20 protein-coding genes and 1 tRNA gene are annotated in these 14,221 nt (G+C 74.3%); 9 read left to right on the top strand and 12 right to left on the bottom strand.

Annotation, left to right across the window (positions count from 1 at the left end):
- Positions 1-44: 44 nt before the first annotated feature.
- The 4 genes from AD017_RS07160 (at position 45) to AD017_RS07175 (ending at position 3,058) form a co-directional block, all read left to right on the top strand.
- Positions 45-467, top strand: coding sequence for an STAS domain-containing protein (locus AD017_RS07160; protein WP_010226251.1), 423 nt, complete (start codon positions 45-47; stop codon positions 465-467).
- An 87-nt stretch (positions 468-554) separates the two neighbouring features.
- Positions 555-989: an ATP-binding protein gene (locus tag AD017_RS07165; protein WP_010226249.1), complete on the top strand. Its 435-nt coding sequence runs from the start codon at positions 555-557 to the stop codon at positions 987-989.
- Positions 986-1,762, top strand: coding sequence for an RNA polymerase sigma factor SigF (locus AD017_RS07170; protein ID WP_010226247.1), 777 nt, complete (start codon positions 986-988; stop codon positions 1,760-1,762). Before AD017_RS07165 ends, AD017_RS07170 begins: the two co-directional genes overlap by 4 nt.
- Before the next feature lie 99 nt (positions 1,763-1,861).
- A complete protein-coding gene (locus AD017_RS07175) occupies positions 1,862-3,058 on the top strand; it encodes an NAD(P)/FAD-dependent oxidoreductase (RefSeq protein WP_060573644.1) in 1,197 nt (398 codons plus the stop codon).
- A 45-nt stretch (positions 3,059-3,103) separates the two neighbouring features.
- Here AD017_RS07175 and AD017_RS07180 read toward each other — a convergent pair whose 3' ends face one another.
- Positions 3,104-3,325 carry a DUF3618 domain-containing protein gene (locus tag AD017_RS07180; RefSeq protein ID WP_029239290.1) on the bottom strand — a complete coding sequence of 74 codons (222 nt, stop codon included), beginning with the start codon at positions 3,323-3,325 and terminating at the stop codon, positions 3,104-3,106.
- 247 nt (positions 3,326-3,572) lie between these two features.
- Here AD017_RS07180 and bcp point away from each other — a divergent pair, with 247 nt between their 5' ends.
- The 3 genes from bcp to AD017_RS07195 all read left to right on the top strand — a co-directional run bounded on the left by bcp (position 3,573) and on the right by AD017_RS07195 (position 4,788).
- Positions 3,573-4,040 (top strand): thioredoxin-dependent thiol peroxidase, encoded by a 468-nt coding sequence (gene bcp / locus AD017_RS07185; protein ID WP_010226241.1) that lies wholly within the window; start codon positions 3,573-3,575, stop codon positions 4,038-4,040.
- Between the two features lie 31 nt (positions 4,041-4,071).
- Complete coding sequence (locus AD017_RS07190; RefSeq protein WP_060573646.1) at positions 4,072-4,716, top strand: HNH endonuclease signature motif containing protein; 645 nt, start codon at positions 4,072-4,074, stop codon at positions 4,714-4,716.
- Positions 4,716-4,788 (top strand) — tRNA-Leu (locus AD017_RS07195). Before AD017_RS07190 ends, AD017_RS07195 begins: the two co-directional genes overlap by 1 nt.
- A 93-nt stretch (positions 4,789-4,881) precedes the next feature.
- On the opposite strand, the gene AD017_RS07200 is transcribed toward AD017_RS07195, so the two are convergent.
- Positions 4,882-5,556: a TVP38/TMEM64 family protein gene (locus tag AD017_RS07200; protein ID WP_227013364.1), complete on the bottom strand. Its 675-nt coding sequence runs from the start codon at positions 5,554-5,556 to the stop codon at positions 4,882-4,884.
- Between the two features lie 94 nt (positions 5,557-5,650).
- Here AD017_RS07200 and AD017_RS07205 point away from each other — a divergent pair, with 94 nt between their 5' ends.
- Positions 5,651-6,055, top strand: coding sequence for a carboxymuconolactone decarboxylase family protein (locus AD017_RS07205; protein ID WP_010226235.1), 405 nt, complete (start codon positions 5,651-5,653; stop codon positions 6,053-6,055).
- Between the two features lie 22 nt (positions 6,056-6,077).
- Here AD017_RS07205 and AD017_RS07210 read toward each other — a convergent pair whose 3' ends face one another.
- The 7 genes from AD017_RS07210 to AD017_RS07240 are packed head-to-tail and all read right to left on the bottom strand — an operon-like array spanning position 6,078 to position 10,601.
- On the bottom strand, positions 6,078-6,734 hold the full coding sequence (locus AD017_RS07210) for a non-canonical purine NTP pyrophosphatase (RefSeq protein ID WP_060573650.1): 657 nt from the start codon (positions 6,732-6,734) through the stop codon (positions 6,078-6,080).
- Complete coding sequence (gene rph / locus AD017_RS07215) at positions 6,731-7,522, bottom strand: ribonuclease PH (protein WP_060573651.1); 792 nt, start codon at positions 7,520-7,522, stop codon at positions 6,731-6,733. Before rph ends, AD017_RS07210 begins: the two co-directional genes overlap by 4 nt.
- A 57-nt stretch (positions 7,523-7,579) precedes the next feature.
- Positions 7,580-8,365 (bottom strand): MBL fold metallo-hydrolase, encoded by a 786-nt coding sequence (locus AD017_RS07220; RefSeq protein ID WP_060576280.1) that lies wholly within the window; start codon positions 8,363-8,365, stop codon positions 7,580-7,582.
- Between the two features lie 8 nt (positions 8,366-8,373).
- Positions 8,374-8,784, bottom strand: a complete 411-nt coding sequence (locus AD017_RS07225) for a hypothetical protein (RefSeq protein ID WP_060573653.1) — start codon at positions 8,782-8,784, stop codon at positions 8,374-8,376.
- Positions 8,777-9,142: a hypothetical protein gene (locus AD017_RS07230; RefSeq protein ID WP_010224053.1), complete on the bottom strand. Its 366-nt coding sequence runs from the start codon at positions 9,140-9,142 to the stop codon at positions 8,777-8,779. Before AD017_RS07230 ends, AD017_RS07225 begins: the two co-directional genes overlap by 8 nt.
- Positions 9,139-9,990, bottom strand: coding sequence for a glutamate racemase (gene murI / locus AD017_RS07235; protein WP_060573654.1), 852 nt, complete (start codon positions 9,988-9,990; stop codon positions 9,139-9,141). The genes AD017_RS07230 and murI overlap by 4 nt, the downstream gene beginning before the upstream one ends.
- A complete protein-coding gene (locus AD017_RS07240; RefSeq protein ID WP_029239133.1) occupies positions 9,987-10,601 on the bottom strand; it encodes a rhomboid family intramembrane serine protease in 615 nt (204 codons plus the stop codon). The genes murI and AD017_RS07240 overlap by 4 nt, the downstream gene beginning before the upstream one ends.
- A gap of 123 nt (positions 10,602-10,724) precedes the next feature.
- Between AD017_RS07240 and AD017_RS37195 the strand changes: the two genes are divergently transcribed.
- Positions 10,725-12,248, top strand: coding sequence for an Hsp70 family protein (locus AD017_RS37195; protein ID WP_060573656.1), 1,524 nt, complete (start codon positions 10,725-10,727; stop codon positions 12,246-12,248).
- Between the two features lie 8 nt (positions 12,249-12,256).
- Here the strand turns inward: AD017_RS37195 and AD017_RS07250 are convergent, their stop codons facing one another.
- The 3 genes from AD017_RS07250 to AD017_RS07260 all read right to left on the bottom strand — a co-directional run bounded on the left by AD017_RS07250 (position 12,257) and on the right by AD017_RS07260 (position 14,154).
- Positions 12,257-13,204 (bottom strand): PLP-dependent cysteine synthase family protein, encoded by a 948-nt coding sequence (locus AD017_RS07250; protein ID WP_010240810.1) that lies wholly within the window; start codon positions 13,202-13,204, stop codon positions 12,257-12,259.
- 64 nt (positions 13,205-13,268) lie between these two features.
- Positions 13,269-13,544 carry a MoaD/ThiS family protein gene (locus tag AD017_RS07255; protein WP_010240811.1) on the bottom strand — a complete coding sequence of 92 codons (276 nt, stop codon included), beginning with the start codon at positions 13,542-13,544 and terminating at the stop codon, positions 13,269-13,271.
- 115 nt (positions 13,545-13,659) lie between these two features.
- Positions 13,660-14,154 carry a Mov34/MPN/PAD-1 family protein gene (locus tag AD017_RS07260; protein ID WP_033200458.1) on the bottom strand — a complete coding sequence of 165 codons (495 nt, stop codon included), beginning with the start codon at positions 14,152-14,154 and terminating at the stop codon, positions 13,660-13,662.
- Positions 14,155-14,221: the final 67 nt, after the last annotated feature.

The following is a 14,221-nucleotide window of genomic DNA, read 5'->3' on the forward strand; positions in this document are numbered from 1 at the left end:
GGCGCCCGCCCCGACGACGCGCCTCAGCGCGCCCGTTCCCGGAGGTGATCCCCCTGCCCGGATCCCCGCCGCCGTCCCGCGGGGACGGCGTCGAGCACCCGGACGACAGCGCCGACCTCGGCGTGACGTTCTCGTCCCCCCGCCGGGGACTCACCGTGCTCACCGTCCGCGGCGAGGTCGACACGCTGACCGCGCCCCGGCTCGGCGTCGCGCTCGACGAACTGCTGGACCGTCCCGCGAACGGCGACGGCGACGACCGCGACGTCGCCGTCGACCTCGAGGGCGTCACGTTCCTCGCGTCCAGCGGGCTCGGCGTCCTCATCCACACCGCACGCCGGGCCGCCCGTGACGACCGGCGTCTCTACGTCGTCGCCACCAACCGGGCGGTCCTGCGACCGCTCGAGGTGACCGGCTCCGCCCAGCTCTTCACGGTCCTGGCCGACCAGACCGGCATACCCGGGCCCTGAGCGGGGCACTCCCGGCACGACGGGGACCCGCCCGACGGCCGGCGCCGGTGGCGCCGGGCGCGACACCGACCGAAAGGACGACCCAGCGTGGCCCACGAGGACACCTCGAGCGCTCCCACCGACCAGGCATCCGGCGCCGCCACCGTCGAGATCCGGACGGCGGCACGCGCCGCGCTGATCCCGACGGTCCGTGCAGTCGCCTCCGACCTCGCCGCGCGCGCGGACTTCGACCTCGACGCGATCTCCGACCTGCGGATGGCGGTCGACGAGGCGTGCGCGACGCTGGTCGGGCTCGCCGCCCCCGGATCGTCCCTGCGCTGCACGTTCGACGTCCACGGCGAGCGGATCGACGTCTCCGCACGGGTGCACACCGGAGCGGACGCGGAGCTGCCCACCGACAGCTTCGGCTGGCGGGTGCTGCAGACCCTCGCCGACCAGGTCGCGGTCGAGACCGGTGAGGAGGACGGGGGCGGTTCCGCCCTCACCATCCGGCTGCACAAGCTCGCCGGACCCGGCCTGTGACGGCGGACCCCGAGTACGCACACCTCACCCCGCTGCTGTCGGAGTACAGCGGCCTCGAGGTGGACGACCCGCGCCGGGAGCAGCTGCGCGACCGGCTCGTCACCGGGTACCTGCCCGTCGCCCAGCACATCGCGCGCCGCTTCAACCACCGCGGCGAACCGCTCGACGACCTCGTCCAGGTCGCCACCGTCGGCCTGATCAACGCCATCGACCGGTTCGACCCGGACAAGGGCGGCGAGTTCTTCTCGTTCGCGGTGCCGACGATCTCGGGCGAGGTCCGCAGGCACTTCCGCGACCAGAGCTGGTCGATGCGCGTCCCGCGCCGGCTCAAGGACATGCACGTCTCGATCAACGGGGCGGTGTCCGAGCTGTCCCAGACCCTGGGCCGCTCCCCGCGGCCCTCGGAGATCGCCGAGCACCTCGGCCTGCCCGTACCGGAGGTGCTGGAGGGGCTGGAGGCCGCCGAGGCCTACCGCAGCTCGTCGCTCGACGAGATGCTGTCCTCGGAGGACGGTGGCGCCACCGTCGGGGAGCTCGTGGGCGACGCCGACGCCGAGCTGGACCGCGTCGACTACCGCGAGTCGCTCCGCCCGCTGCTCGCCGAGCTCGCGCCGCGCGAGCGCACGATCGTCATGCTGCGGTTCTTCGGGAACCGGACCCAGACGCAGATCGCGAACGAGGTCGGGATCTCGCAGATGCACGTGTCCCGGCTGCTCTCCCAGACGCTGTCCCGGCTGCGCAACCGACTCGAACCCGACGACCGCACGCTGTAGACCCCGCCCCGCGCGGACGGGGCCGGCCGGTGTCGGCGAAGATCCTGTGCGAGGGACCGCGGTGGCGCGGCTGGCCGCGGCGCGATCGGGAGGAGCGCGATGAGCGTGCCGGAACACGTGCTGGTGATCGGAGCGGGCCTGGCCGGCCTGCGGACCGTGCAGGGACTGCGCCGGGCGGGCTACGAGGGCCGGCTCAGCCTGGTCGGGGCGGAGGAGCACCTCCCCTACGACCGGCCGCCGCTGTCCAAGCAGTACCTCGCCGGTGAGTGGGACCGGTCGCGGATCGAGCTGGCCTCGGAGGACGACCTCGAGGAGCTCGGCGTCCGCACCCACCTCGGGCGCGCCGCCGTCGCGCTGCGGCCGGGCGAGGTCGAGCTCGACGACGGCGCCACCCTGCACGCCGACGCGATCGTGCTCGCCGTCGGTGTCACCTCCCGCACCCTCGACGGCCAGCCCGGATCCATCCACGTGCTGCGCAGCGTCGACGAGTCCGACGGGCTGCGGGACGCACTGGCGGACGCCTCGTCGCTGCTGGTCGTCGGGGCCGGGTTCGTCGGCGCCGAGGTGGCCAGCACCGCGGTCGACCGCGGGCTGGCGGTGACGGTCGTCGAGACCGCGCCGGTGCCGATGGAGCGCCTGCTCGGCGAGCGGGGGGGCACCCTGGTGGCCCGGCTGATGACGGACGCCGGGATCGACCTGCGGACCGGGGTGTCGGTGGCGTCGCTGACGGCGACGGGGGCCGAGCTGTCCGACGGCTCGACGGTGTCCGCGGACGAGACCGTCGTCGGGATCGGCGGGCGGCTGGACCTGGGCTGGCTCGAGGGCAGCGGGCCGGACCTGTCCGGCGGCATCCCGTGCGACGAGCGCGGCCGGGTCGAGGGGCTCGACGGTGTCTGGGCGGTCGGGGACGCCGCGGCGTGGACCGACCCGCGCACCGGGGACCGGGCACGGCTCGAGCACTGGACGTCGGCCGCCGAGCAGGCCGCAGCCGTCGCCGCGGACATCGCGGGCGGGGACCCGCCGCCGGCCACCGTGCCGTTCTTCTGGTCCGACCAGTTCGGCCTCAAGATCCAGCTGATCGGACGGCCGGGCGCGGCGGACGAGGTGCTGACGCTGCACGGCGACGGCCTCGACGGGGGCGCAGTGAAGGGCACCGTGCTCGGCTACCTGCGCGGGGACACCCTGGTCGCGGTCGCCGGGTTCGGGGCGGCCCGGCTGATCGCCCGCTACCGCAGGCCGCTCTCCGACGGGGTGGACCGGGCCGCGCTGCTGGAGTTCCGCGACACCCTGTCCTGACCGGGGCGCCGGCCGGGCCTCCCGGCCGGCCGGGCCCGGCGGGGCTCAGCGCAGGATCGAGCGGACCAGCGCCAGCCCGACGAGCGCGCCGACCGCGATCAGCGTGTACTTGATCTTGGGGTCGGCGAGCTTCTCGGCGACCTGCTCCTTGCCGCCCTCGATGAGGTTCTTCGGGTTCGCACGGTCGGCCAGGGCGTCCAGGCTCTCGGCCAGCGCGTCCCGGGTCTGCTCGATCTCGTGCTGGATGCTCTCGGGGTCGCGGGCCACCACGTCTCCTCCGACTCGGCCGGTACGCGCAGCGCGCCCGGGATCTCCTGCTGCTCGCGCCCGCCGGGGTGTGCTGCGGGCGGCGTGGCACACACCGTAGCCATCGCCCGCACCCCGCGCGCAGCGTGGCCACCCGGCGGCGGCGCGTCGCGGCCACCTGTCCACAACCGGCCCCCGATCGGCCGAGTTGTCCACAGGCGGCGTGCTCGGGACGGTGGCGTGCACACCGGGTGGCAGGCTGATCGTCATGAGCGACCGGCTGCAGGCGGGAGACCCCGCCCCCGACTTCACCCTCGACGACGCCGACGGCACGCCCGTCTCGCTGGCCGACCACCGCGGCCGCAGGGTGATCGTCTACTTCTACCCCGCTGCGAGCACGCCCGGCTGCACCACCGAGGCCTGCGACTTCCGCGACAACCTCACCGAGCTGAACGGGGCGGGCATCGACGTCCTCGGCATCTCGCCGGACACGCCGGCGAAGCTGGCGAAGTTCCGTGACGCCGAGGGGCTGACCTTCCCGCTGCTGTCCGACCCGGAGAAGCAGGTCCTCACCGCGTGGGGCGCCTACGGCGAGAAGAAGCTCTACGGCAAGACGGTGACCGGGGTCATCCGCTCGACGTTCCTGATCGGCGAGGACGGCACGGTCACCGACGCCCGGTACAACGTGAAGGCCACCGGGCACGTGGCGAAGCTGCGGCGGGACTGGAAGATCTAGTGCCGCGGGTCCGCCCGGCGGGCGGTGGGTGATGCCCCGCGCCCGCCGGTGGATCGACGAGCAGCTCGTCGCGGCCGTGGCGACGTCGGCCACGCTGGCCGAGGTCTGCCGGCGGCTCGGGATCCGGCCGGGCCGGTACGACGTGCTCCGGGCCCACATCGAGCGGGTCGGGGCGGACGCGGGTCACCTGGCGGGGCCGGTGGAGGCGCGACGGCGCCACCACTGGACGGACGCGCAGCTCACCGAGGCGGTGCGGGCGTCGGTCTCGTTCGCGGAGGTGCTGCGGCGGCTGGGCTACGCACCGAGCGGGGGTATGCACCGTTTCATCCGGAGCCACATCAGCTCACGCGGTCTCGACACCTCACACTTCACCGGACAGGCGTGGGCGGAGGGCAGACGGTTCCCGCTCCAGCGCCGCGCGCGCCCGCTCACCGAGATACTCGTACGGGGCTCGACCTACTACAGCAGCGCCGCGCTGCGTCGCCGGCTGATCGCCGAAGGCGTGAAGGAACAGCGGTGCGAGGAGTGCGGACTCCTCGACTGGCGCGGGCGCCCGATCCCGTTCGAGTTGGACCACGTCAACGGTGACCACACCGACAACCGGCTGGAGAACCTCCGTATCCTGTGCCCGAACTGCCATGCACTCACGGAGACGTGGTGCACCCGTAAGAACTAGCCGGCGTAGCCCAACGGGAGAGGCCCACGGTTTAGGTCCGTGTCAGTGCGGGTTCGAATCCCGCCGTCGGCACACGTCGGGTGGTCGCCGGGCCGGTGCCCGGCGACCACCCACGGCCGCGCTGCGACCGATAGTCGGGCCGGGGATGTGTCAGGCCGGGGCTCGTCAGGCCGCGGGCTCGTCCGGCAGCGGGCGCCGGGCCGCCAGTAGGACACCGCCCAGTCCGAGGAGCGCGCAGACCCCCGAGACGAGCAGCAGCGAGGGCGGCAGGTGCCCGGTCACCGCGTCGCCGAGCGCGACCATCGCGATCGTGCTGGGAGCGGAGCCGAGGATCGTGCCGACCAGGTAGGGCCAGAACCGCACGGCGGACAGCCCGGCCAGGTAGTTCATCGCCGCGAACGGCACCATCGGGATCAGCCGGAGCGAGGTGACGGCCAGGGTCCCGTGGTGGTCGAGCCTGCGCCGCACCCACACGGCCCGCGGGTGCTCGGCCCAGCGCGCGACCATCCGGCCGCCGGTGACCCGGACCAGGAGGAACGCCACGATCGCGGCCAGAGCGGTCGCGACCAGGGTCAGCAGCGTCCCCGACACCGCGCCGAACAGCACACCGGCGGAGACGGTGAAGACCGTGCGGGGGAACGGCGGGACGTTCAGCAGCACCTGGAGCAGTACGAACACGACCGGTCCCCAGGGCCCGGAGGCCTCGACGACGCGGCGCACCTCACCGAACTGCGGGACGACGGAGACCCCGTAGGCGCGGGCCACGAGTACGACGAGGCTCGCCAGGAGCACCAGCCCGAGACAGGCCAGGAGAGGACGCCACCACCGCACTCCGGCCACGGTACTCAGCACGCCGCCGCGACCGTCGTCACGTCCCGGAACGGGTGGCGCACCGCTCACCGGCGGGGCCGCGGAACCGTGAGAAGGTGCCGTCATGAGCGCCGCGACCGACGGAATGGATCCCGCCGACCTGGACCAGGAGGGGCTCGCGGTGCGGCGCGAGGTGCTCGGCGCCGGCTACGTCGAGGCGGCGCTGGCGAAGGTCGACGGCACGACGGCCGAGTTCCAGCAGCTGATCACCCGCTACGCGTGGAACGAGATCTGGACCCGGCCCGGTCTGGAGCGGCGGATGCGGTCCGCCGTGACGCTGACCGCCCTGGTCGCCCACGGGCACTGGGCCGAGTTCGAGTTGCACGTCCGGGCCGCCCGGCGCAACGGGCTGAGCGGCGACGAGATCGTCGAGATCCTGCTGCAGACCGCGATCTACTGCGGTGTCCCGGCCGCCAACTCCGCCTTCAAGATCGCCCAGCAGGTACTGGCGGAACCGGCCCCGGAGTGACCCGGGGCCGGTTCCGCCGGTGTCACGCCTGGGCGAGCAGGGCCTGCAGGTGCGGGACGAGGGCGCGCAGCGCGAGCCCGCGGTGCGACGCCGCGTCCTTCTCCGCGGCGGACAGCTCCGCCGAGGACCGGGTCTCCCCCTCCGGCGCGAAGATCGGGTCGTAGCCGAAGCCGTTCCCGCCCCGCGGCGCGCGCAGCAGGGTGCCCCGCCACGTGCCGTGGACGACGGTCCGGCCGGGGGTCTTGCCGTCGGCGCCGGGTGCGTCCGCGGCGGCGCCGTCCGGGGTCACGAGCGCGGCCGCGCACACGAAGGCGGCGCCGCGCCGGTCGTCCGGCACGTCCCCGGTCTGCCCGAGCAGCAGCTGCAGGTTGGCGTCGTCGTCGCCGTGCCGCCCCGCCCAGCGGGCCGAGAAGATGCCGGGCATCCCGTTGAGCGCGTCGACGGTGATGCCGGAGTCGTCGGCGATCGCCGGCAGGCCGGTCGCGGCGGCCGCGTCCCGGGCCTTGGCGAGCGCGTTCTCGGCGAAGGTCGCCCCGGTCTCCGGCGCCTCGGGGAACTCGGGGACGTCGGCGAGCCCGACGATCTCGACACCGGCCAGCCCGGCGGCGTCGACGATCCGGCGCAGCTCCACGAGCTTCTTGGCGTTCCGGGTGGCCAGCAGGATCCGGGCCGCGGTCACTCGGCGCCCTCCGCCGCCTCGGCCGCGGCCTTCTCCGCCTCGAGCTTGGGGGGCGGGGCGTCGAGCGCCTCGATCTGCATCCGCGCGATGCCGGCGATCCCGGCGAGCGCGGAGTCGAGCATCGCGTCGAGGGTCTTGCGGGCGAACGTGGCCCCCTCACCGGTGCCCTGGACCTCGATGAGCGTGCCGGTCTCGGTCGCCACCACGTTGGTGTCGACCTCGGCCCGGGAGTCCTCCTCGTAGGGCAGGTCGAGCCGGACCCGGCCGTCGACGACGCCGACGGACACGGCCGCGACCTGGCAGGAGATCGGCTTGGGGTCGGTCAGCTTCCCGTGCTCGCCGAGCCAGGTGACGGCGTCGCACAGCGCGACGTAGGCGCCGGTGATGGCCGCGGTCCGGGTGCCGCCGTCGGCCTGCAGCACGTCGCAGTCGATCGCGATGGTGTTCTCGCCGAGCGCGCGCAGGTCGATGCAGGCGCGCAGCGACCGGCCGATCAGGCGGGAGATCTCGTGGGTGCGACCGCCGATCTTTCCCTTCACCGACTCCCGCGACGACCGGGTGTCGGTCGACGAGGGCAGCATCGCGTACTCGGCGGTGACCCAGCCGAGGCCGGATCCCTTGCGCCAGCGCGGGACCCCCTCGGTCACGCTGGCCGCGCACAGCACCTTGGTGTCCCCGAACTCCACCAGCACCGATCCGGCCGGATGCTTCTGGAAGCCCCGGGTGATCGTCACCGGACGGAGCTCGTCGTCCGCGCGTCCGTCCGTCCTGCCCTCAGATCGTGTCACCCGGACATCCTAGGAACCCGTGGCCGGGCCCGCCGGGCCGCTCCGGTCCCGGGGCGCTCAGAGGTCGAACACGGCGTCCGGGGCGGCGAGCTCGACGGGGGCGCCGAAGGAGGCCTTCGCCTCGGTGGCGAGCTCCTCGCGGTCGTACCAGGCGGGGACGTGCGTGACGACCAGCCGCCGGGCGCCGGCCGCGGCGGCGTGCGCCCCGGCCTCCCGGCCGGACAGGTGCACGCCGGCCGGGTTGGCGTCGTCGTGCGGCCAGCTCGCCTCGCACAGGAACAGGTCGGCGTCGCGGGCCGCGTCGACGAGACCGTCGCAGGCGCCGGTGTCCCCGGAGTAGGCGAGGACCGTCCCCGCGTGCTCGACCCGGAGGGCGAACGACGGGCACGGGTGCACCACCGGGTGGGCGGTGACCGTCACCGTGTCCGCGCCGGTGCCGACGGTGAAGGAGCCGCCGGCGGCGAGGTCGTGGAACGTGAACACGTCCGTGAGGTCGGTGCCGTGCAGCTCCTCCTCCGACGGCGCGTAGGCGCGGGCGAAGCGGGCGTGCGCGCCGGACGGGGCGTGCACCGGCAACGGGGACCCGGCGGGGTCGAACGGCGGCCGCGGGTGGTACCGGCGGTGCACGACGAGCGAGGCGAAGTCCGAGCAGTGGTCGGCGTGCAGGTGGCTGAAGGCGACGGCGTCGAGGCCCCACGGGTCGGTGTGCCGCTGGAGCGCACCGAGTGTGCCGTTGCCGAGGTCGAGCGTGAACCGGGTGGCACCGGCCTCCACGAGGTAGCCGGACGCCGGGGAGCCGGGACCGGGACCGCTGCCGGAGCACCCGAGCACGATCAGCCGCATGCGCGACACTAACCCGATCGCGCCGTGCGCCGCAGCCACCAGATCCCGACGAACGGCAGGACGAGCGGGATGAAGCCGTACCCGACGCCGAACCAGGACCAGACCGTGTCCTGCGGGAAGTCACCGGGCACGAGCAGGGTGAAGGCCCCGACGACGAGCACCCCGGTCAGCTCGAACAGCACGGCGGCCCAGGCGAGGCGCCGGAAGCCCGGTCCGGTCCCGGCGAGGCCGATCGTGGCGAGGACGTAGACGATCCCGGCGAGGCCGGACAGTGTGTACGCCAGGGGCGCCTCGGCGAACCGTTCCGCGATCTGGACGCCGGCCCGCGCGGTCGCGGCGACCGCGAAGACCCCGTAGACGGCGATGAGGATGCGGCCGGGCCCGGTCGCGGTGGCGCGGACCTCCCCCGGCTCAGGCACCGGGCACCCACAGGCCCTGCAGGCGGAGCACCGCGACGAGGGTGCCGAGCGCGCCGACGGCGATCACCGTGCCGCCCCACCGGCTGGGCTCGGCGGTGGCGAACTGCAACGAGACCGGCGGGACGCAGATCGCGACGACGAGGTAGATGAGGAAGGTGCTCTGCTCCGGCAGGGTGACACCGCCGACGAGCACCTGGTAGGCGGCGATGGCCGCCTGCACCACGACGAGTGCCGTGCAGACCCCGACCGCGATCCGGTGGACCGCGCCCGGGGGGCGGTTCGTCACCGTGGTGACCAGCCCGAACAGCGCGGTGGCCGACAGGGCCACCGTGATCACCAGGACCAGCGCACCGATCACGGCGCGGACGTTACCCCGGCCCCGGGGAGGGGCTCCGACCCGGCCCGCCCCACGACGGCACCGATCTCCGGGCCGAGGAAGCGGCGGCCGAGCCGGCGGAACGGCTCCGGGTCGCCGGTGGCGAGGAAACGGTGCGCCGCCGCCGGTGCGGTGTCGTCGCGCAGCAGGTCACGGGTGTGCAGGGTGCGCACGAGGGTGCGGGCGGTCTCGTCGGCCGAGGACACCAGCGTCACGTCCGGGCCGAGGACGATCTCCAGGACCCCGGTGAGCAGCGGGTAGTGCGTGCAGCCGAGGACGACGGTGTCGACCCCGGCCCGCTGCAGCGGCTCCAGGTAGCCCTCGGCGACGCCGAGCACCTGCCGGCCGCTGGTGGTGCCGCGCTCGACGAAGTCGACGAAGCGGGGGCACGCGACGGAGGTGATCTCGGTGTCGCGGGCGGCGTCGAAGGCGTCGGCGTAGGCGCCGGAGGCGATCGTCGCCTGCGTCCCGATGACGCCGATCCGGCCGTTGCGGGTGGCGGCGACGGCACGTCGCACGGCGGGGCGGACGACCTCGACGACCGGGACCGGGTAGCGCTCGCGGAAGTCGGCGAGGCAGGCCGCCGACGCCGAGTTGCAGGCGATGACCAGCGCCTTCACCCCGGACTCGACGAGCTCGTCGCCGATCTGCAGCGCGAGCCGGCGGATGTCGGCGATCGTGCGGGGCCCGTACGGGCTGTGCGCGGTGTCGCCGACGTAGACGATCTGCTCGGCGGGCAGGAGGTCGATCACGGAGCGGGCGACGGTGAGACCACCCACGCCGGAGTCGAAGATCCCGATCGGTGCGTCGATCCCCCGCTCGCTGCTCACACCCCCAGGGTAGGCGTGGCGCGGCGGTCGGCCTTCGCCACCCAGGACGCGGCGACCACGCCGCCGACCGCGCCGAACAGGTGGCCCTGCCAGGACACCATCGGGTCGGACGGCAGCACCCCCCACAGCAGCGAACCCCAGACGAGGAACAGCACGACGGCGAGCAGGATCTGCCGCCCGTTGCGCGCGTAGAAGCCGCGGACCAGCAGGAACAGGAACCAGCCGAACACGATCGACGACGCCCCGATCACCGGCAGCGGGGAGATCAGCCAGACCCCGACGCCGCTGACCACCCAGATCGTCGCGGTCACCACGAACCACTGCCCGACCCCGCCGGACATCGCGAGGAAGCCGAACACCAGGAACGGCACGGTGTTCGCGACGAGGTGCGCCCAGTCGCCGTGCAGCAGCGGCGCGGTGAGGATCCCGGCGAGCCCGTCGGTGTCGCGCGGGTAGATCGCCCCGGCCCGCTCCACCATGCCGTCGGAGGCGGAATCCACGGTTTCGACGATGTACAGCGCGGCCGTGAACAGCAGCATGATCGCCGCGGCCCGTGCCGGAGCGGGCGGGAGCACGCGCACGCGAGCACGGCCGGACGGGAGAGCGGTCATGGCCTCGACGGTACCGACGACGGGTGCGGCCGATCGGGCGAATCAGGCGTGCACCCGGCAACGCCGGGACGGTGCGTGACGACCCCGGGCCGGACGGGCTCCCCGGGGAGGAGGGCGGGCGCGATGGGATACGGCCTGGCCGTCGACATCGGTACGACCTGCACCACCGCCGCGGTGGAGCGGGACGGCCGGGTCGGGACGGCGACGCTGGGCGACCGGACCACGGCCGTGCCGTCGGTGGTGCTGCTGCGTCCCGACGGGACCGTCCTGACCGGTGACGCGGCCGAGCGCGGGGCCGCCGGTGCACCGGACCGGGTGGTCCGCGGGGTCGGGGCGCGGCTCGGCGACCCGGTCCCGGTGCTCGTCGGCGGTACCCCGCACCCGGTGCCGGAGCTGATGGCCCACCAGCTGCGCGACGTCCTCCGGATGGTGGGGACGCAGGAGGGCGCCGCCCCGGACACCGTCACCCTGACCCACCCGGCGGCCTGGGGCCCGTACGAGCGGGAGCGGTTCGGGCAGGTGCACCGGGCGGCCGGGATCGACGACGCCCGGGTGCTGACCGAGCCGGAGGCGGCCGTCGCGCACCTCGCCTCCACCGGCCGGGTGCCCGACGGTGCCCTCGTCGCCGTACACGACCTGGGCGGCGGGAGCGTCGACGCGACCGTGCTGCGGGTCGGCGGTGCCGGGGCCACCGTCCTCGGCGTGCCCGGGAGCGCACCGGGACTCGGCGGCGCGGGCCTCGACGACGTGGTGTTCGCGCACGTCGACCGGGCACTGGACGGTGCGGTCTCCGCGCACGATCCGGCCGACGCCCGGGCGGCCGCCGCCGTCGTCCGGCTCCGGCAGGACTGCGTCCTCGCGAAGGAGGCGCTCTCCACCGACACCGAGACGGTGATCCCGGTGGTACTGCCGTCGGTGCAGACCGCGGTCCTGCTGACCCGCGGCGAGCTGGAGGAGATGATCCGGCCCTGGGTCGGTGCGACGGTCGCGGTGCTGCGCCGCGCGCTCCGCTCGGCGGACGTGACCCCGGACGACCTGCACACGGTCCTGCTGACGGGTGGCTCCGCCCGGATCCCCGCGATGGCCGGGGCCGTGGCCGGGCTGGGCAGGCCACCCTCGGTGGGCAGGCACCCGGAGCACGCCGTCGCGCTCGGGGCCGCGTCGTGGGGCGCCGAGCGCACCGGTGCCCCGGGACGTGCCGGTGGTCCGGGGAGCGCCGATCGTCCGGGCGGTGCCGGCGGCCCGGGTGGTGCCGGTGGAACGAGGGATCCGGGTGAGGCCGGTGGAACGAGTGGTGCCGGGAGCGGGGCGGCCGCGCCGGACCGCCGTCGTCGCGGCCGGGTCGTCCTCGGCGCGGGCGTGCTCGTCGTGGCGGCCGCCGCCGGTGGCGGGCTGCTCTACGGCACCTCCGGCGGGACGCCGCCCGGCGCCGTCGTCGTCACGAGCGAGGCGCCCACCGTTCCGGAGGCCGGGATCCCCCCGGCCGGCGGGAGCCCTGCCGTCCCGGTGCCCGCCGTCCCGGCCGAGCCGGCCGCGCCCGGGTCCGACGGCGTCCGGCCCACCCCCGCAGCGCCGCTACCGGGCGCCCCGGCGGCGGTCCCGCCGCCGGCGCCGGGCGGTGCCGGGGCCGGACACGACCACCACTAGGGCGGCGGTCAGGCCCAGAGGTGCCCGTCGATGCCCTGCGCGGCCGAACCGAGGTCGCCCGAGTAGGCGCCGGTGGACAGGTACTTCCAGCCGCCGTCACAGATGACGATCACGACGTCGGCGCGTTCCCCGGCCTCGAGCGCCTTGTTCGCGACGCCGAGCGCGGCGTGCAGGATCGCCCCGGACGAGATGCCCGCGAAGATCCCCTCCTCCTCGACGAGCTGACGGGTGCGGCGCAGCGCGTCGTAGGAGCCGACCGAGAAGCGGCCGGTCAGGACGGTCTCGTCGTACAGCTCGGGGACGAAGCCCTCGGACAGGTTGCGCAGGCCGTAGACCAGCTCGCCGTAGCGCGGCTCGGCGGCGACGACCTGGACGTCGGGCTTCTGCTCGCGCAGGTAGCGACCGGCGCCGACGAGGGTCCCGGTGGTGCCGAGCCCGGCGACGAAGTGGGTGATCGAGGGCAGGTCACGCAGGATCTCCGGGCCGGTGCCGCGGTAGTGCGCGTCGGTGTTGGCCGGGTTGCCGTACTGGTAGAGCATCACCCAGTCGGTGTGCTCCGCGGCCAGCTGCTTGGCGACGGCGACGGCCTGGTTCGAACCGCCCGCCGCCGGCGACGAGATGATCTGCGCGCCGTACATGGCGAGCAGCTGCCTGCGCTCCTCGGAGGTGTTCTCCGGCATCACGCAGACGAGCTGGTAGCCCTTGAGCCTCGACGCCATCGCCAGCGAGATGCCGGTGTTGCCCGAGGTGGGCTCCAGGATGGTGCAGCCGGGGGTGAGCCGACCCTGCTTCTCCGCGTCCTCGATCATGGCCAGCGCGGGCCGGTCCTTGATCGAGCCGGTGGGGTTGCGGTCCTCCAGCTTGGCCCACAGCCGCACGTCCTCCGACGGCGACAGCGACGGCAGCCCGACGAGCGGGGTGTCGCCGACGGCGTCCAGCAGCGAGTCGTAACGCACTGACGATCTCCTCACGGGGCGGTGCCGGGCGGGCGTCGCCGCCCGGCACCCGCCGACGATGGGCTCAGCGACCGCCGGCGACGGCCGGGAGGATCGTGAGGGTCGAGGACTCCTTGACCGGGGCCTCGAGGCCACCGGCGAAGCGGACGTCCTCGTCGTCGACGTAGATGTTGACGAAGCGGTGCAGCTTGCCGTCGGTGATCAGGCGGCCCTTGATGCCGCTGTGCCGCGACTCCAGGTCGTCGATGACTCCTGCGACGGTGTCGCCCTTCGCCTCGACGGTCTTCTCGCCGCCGGTGTGCGTGCGAAGGATGGTGGGGATGGAGACGGAGACGGCCATCTCGGTGATCACTCCTGGGGGTTGCGTTGCCGTGGACGTTTCGTCACGCGACAACGCAACCGGAGTACGGCGACATTCCCGCGTGACCTCCGGCGCGGGTGCGCGGGAGGGTCGTTCAGGCCCGGTCGGGCACGTCGTCGGAACCGGTGTGGGAGAACATGTAGGACTCCACCACCTGCAGTGCGTCCTCCACGATCTCGCCACCGGCGAGGTGGTACGACCGCACCTCGGGCTCGCCGTCGGCCGTGGCCAGCCCGACGATCAGCCAGTGCTGGTCGGGGGTCCACTCCATCTGCGCGACGTCCTTGACCGAGGGGTACGCCTCGGGCAGTCCGGTGTCGGTCAGCGGGCGGCGCGGGACGCGGGTGTGCGAGTGGACGACGAGCATCCGGCGTTCCCCGGCGGCGTCGAGCGCGCGCTCCAGCCTGATGTCCTCGACGGGGGAGAACGCGAAGTCGCTCTCGATCTCGTCGGCGTTGGTCATCGGGACGTAGCGCTCGGCGTGCTCGCCGTGCTCCGGCCCCACGAGCTGACCGCACGCCTCCAGCGGGAAGTCCCGCCGGGCGTGCGCGACGATCTCGTCGACGAGGTCCGCTCGGATGGCCAGCACGCAGCCGAGGATACGGGCCCGGTCCGGGCCGTCGCACATCGCTCGGCGCGGCTCACAACGTTCATCC

Source organism: Pseudonocardia sp. EC080619-01 (genome assembly GCF_001420995.1).
Classification (GTDB): Bacteria; Actinomycetota; Actinomycetes; order Mycobacteriales; family Pseudonocardiaceae; genus Pseudonocardia.

What these genes read in the sequence shown, in the direction of transcription:
- AD017_RS07175 (WP_060573644.1), top strand. Translation starts at nt 1,862, where the DNA reads ATGAGCGTGCCGGAACACGTGCTGGTGATCGGAGCGGGCCTGGCCGGC.
- bcp (WP_010226241.1), top strand. Translation starts at nt 3,573, where the DNA reads ATGAGCGACCGGCTGCAGGCGGGAGACCCCGCCCCCGACTTCACCCTC.
- AD017_RS07190 (WP_060573646.1), top strand. Translation starts at nt 4,072, where the DNA reads ATGCCCCGCGCCCGCCGGTGGATCGACGAGCAGCTCGTCGCGGCCGTG.
- AD017_RS07205 (WP_010226235.1), top strand. Translation starts at nt 5,651, where the DNA reads ATGAGCGCCGCGACCGACGGAATGGATCCCGCCGACCTGGACCAGGAG.
- AD017_RS07220 (WP_060576280.1), bottom strand. Translation starts at nt 8,365, where the DNA reads ATGCGGCTGATCGTGCTCGGGTGCTCCGGCAGCGGTCCCGGTCCCGGC.
- AD017_RS07240 (WP_029239133.1), bottom strand. Translation starts at nt 10,601, where the DNA reads ATGACCGCTCTCCCGTCCGGCCGTGCTCGCGTGCGCGTGCTCCCGCCC.
- AD017_RS37195 (WP_060573656.1), top strand. Translation starts at nt 10,725, where the DNA reads ATGGGATACGGCCTGGCCGTCGACATCGGTACGACCTGCACCACCGCC.
- AD017_RS07255 (WP_010240811.1), bottom strand. Translation starts at nt 13,544, where the DNA reads ATGGCCGTCTCCGTCTCCATCCCCACCATCCTTCGCACGCACACCGGC.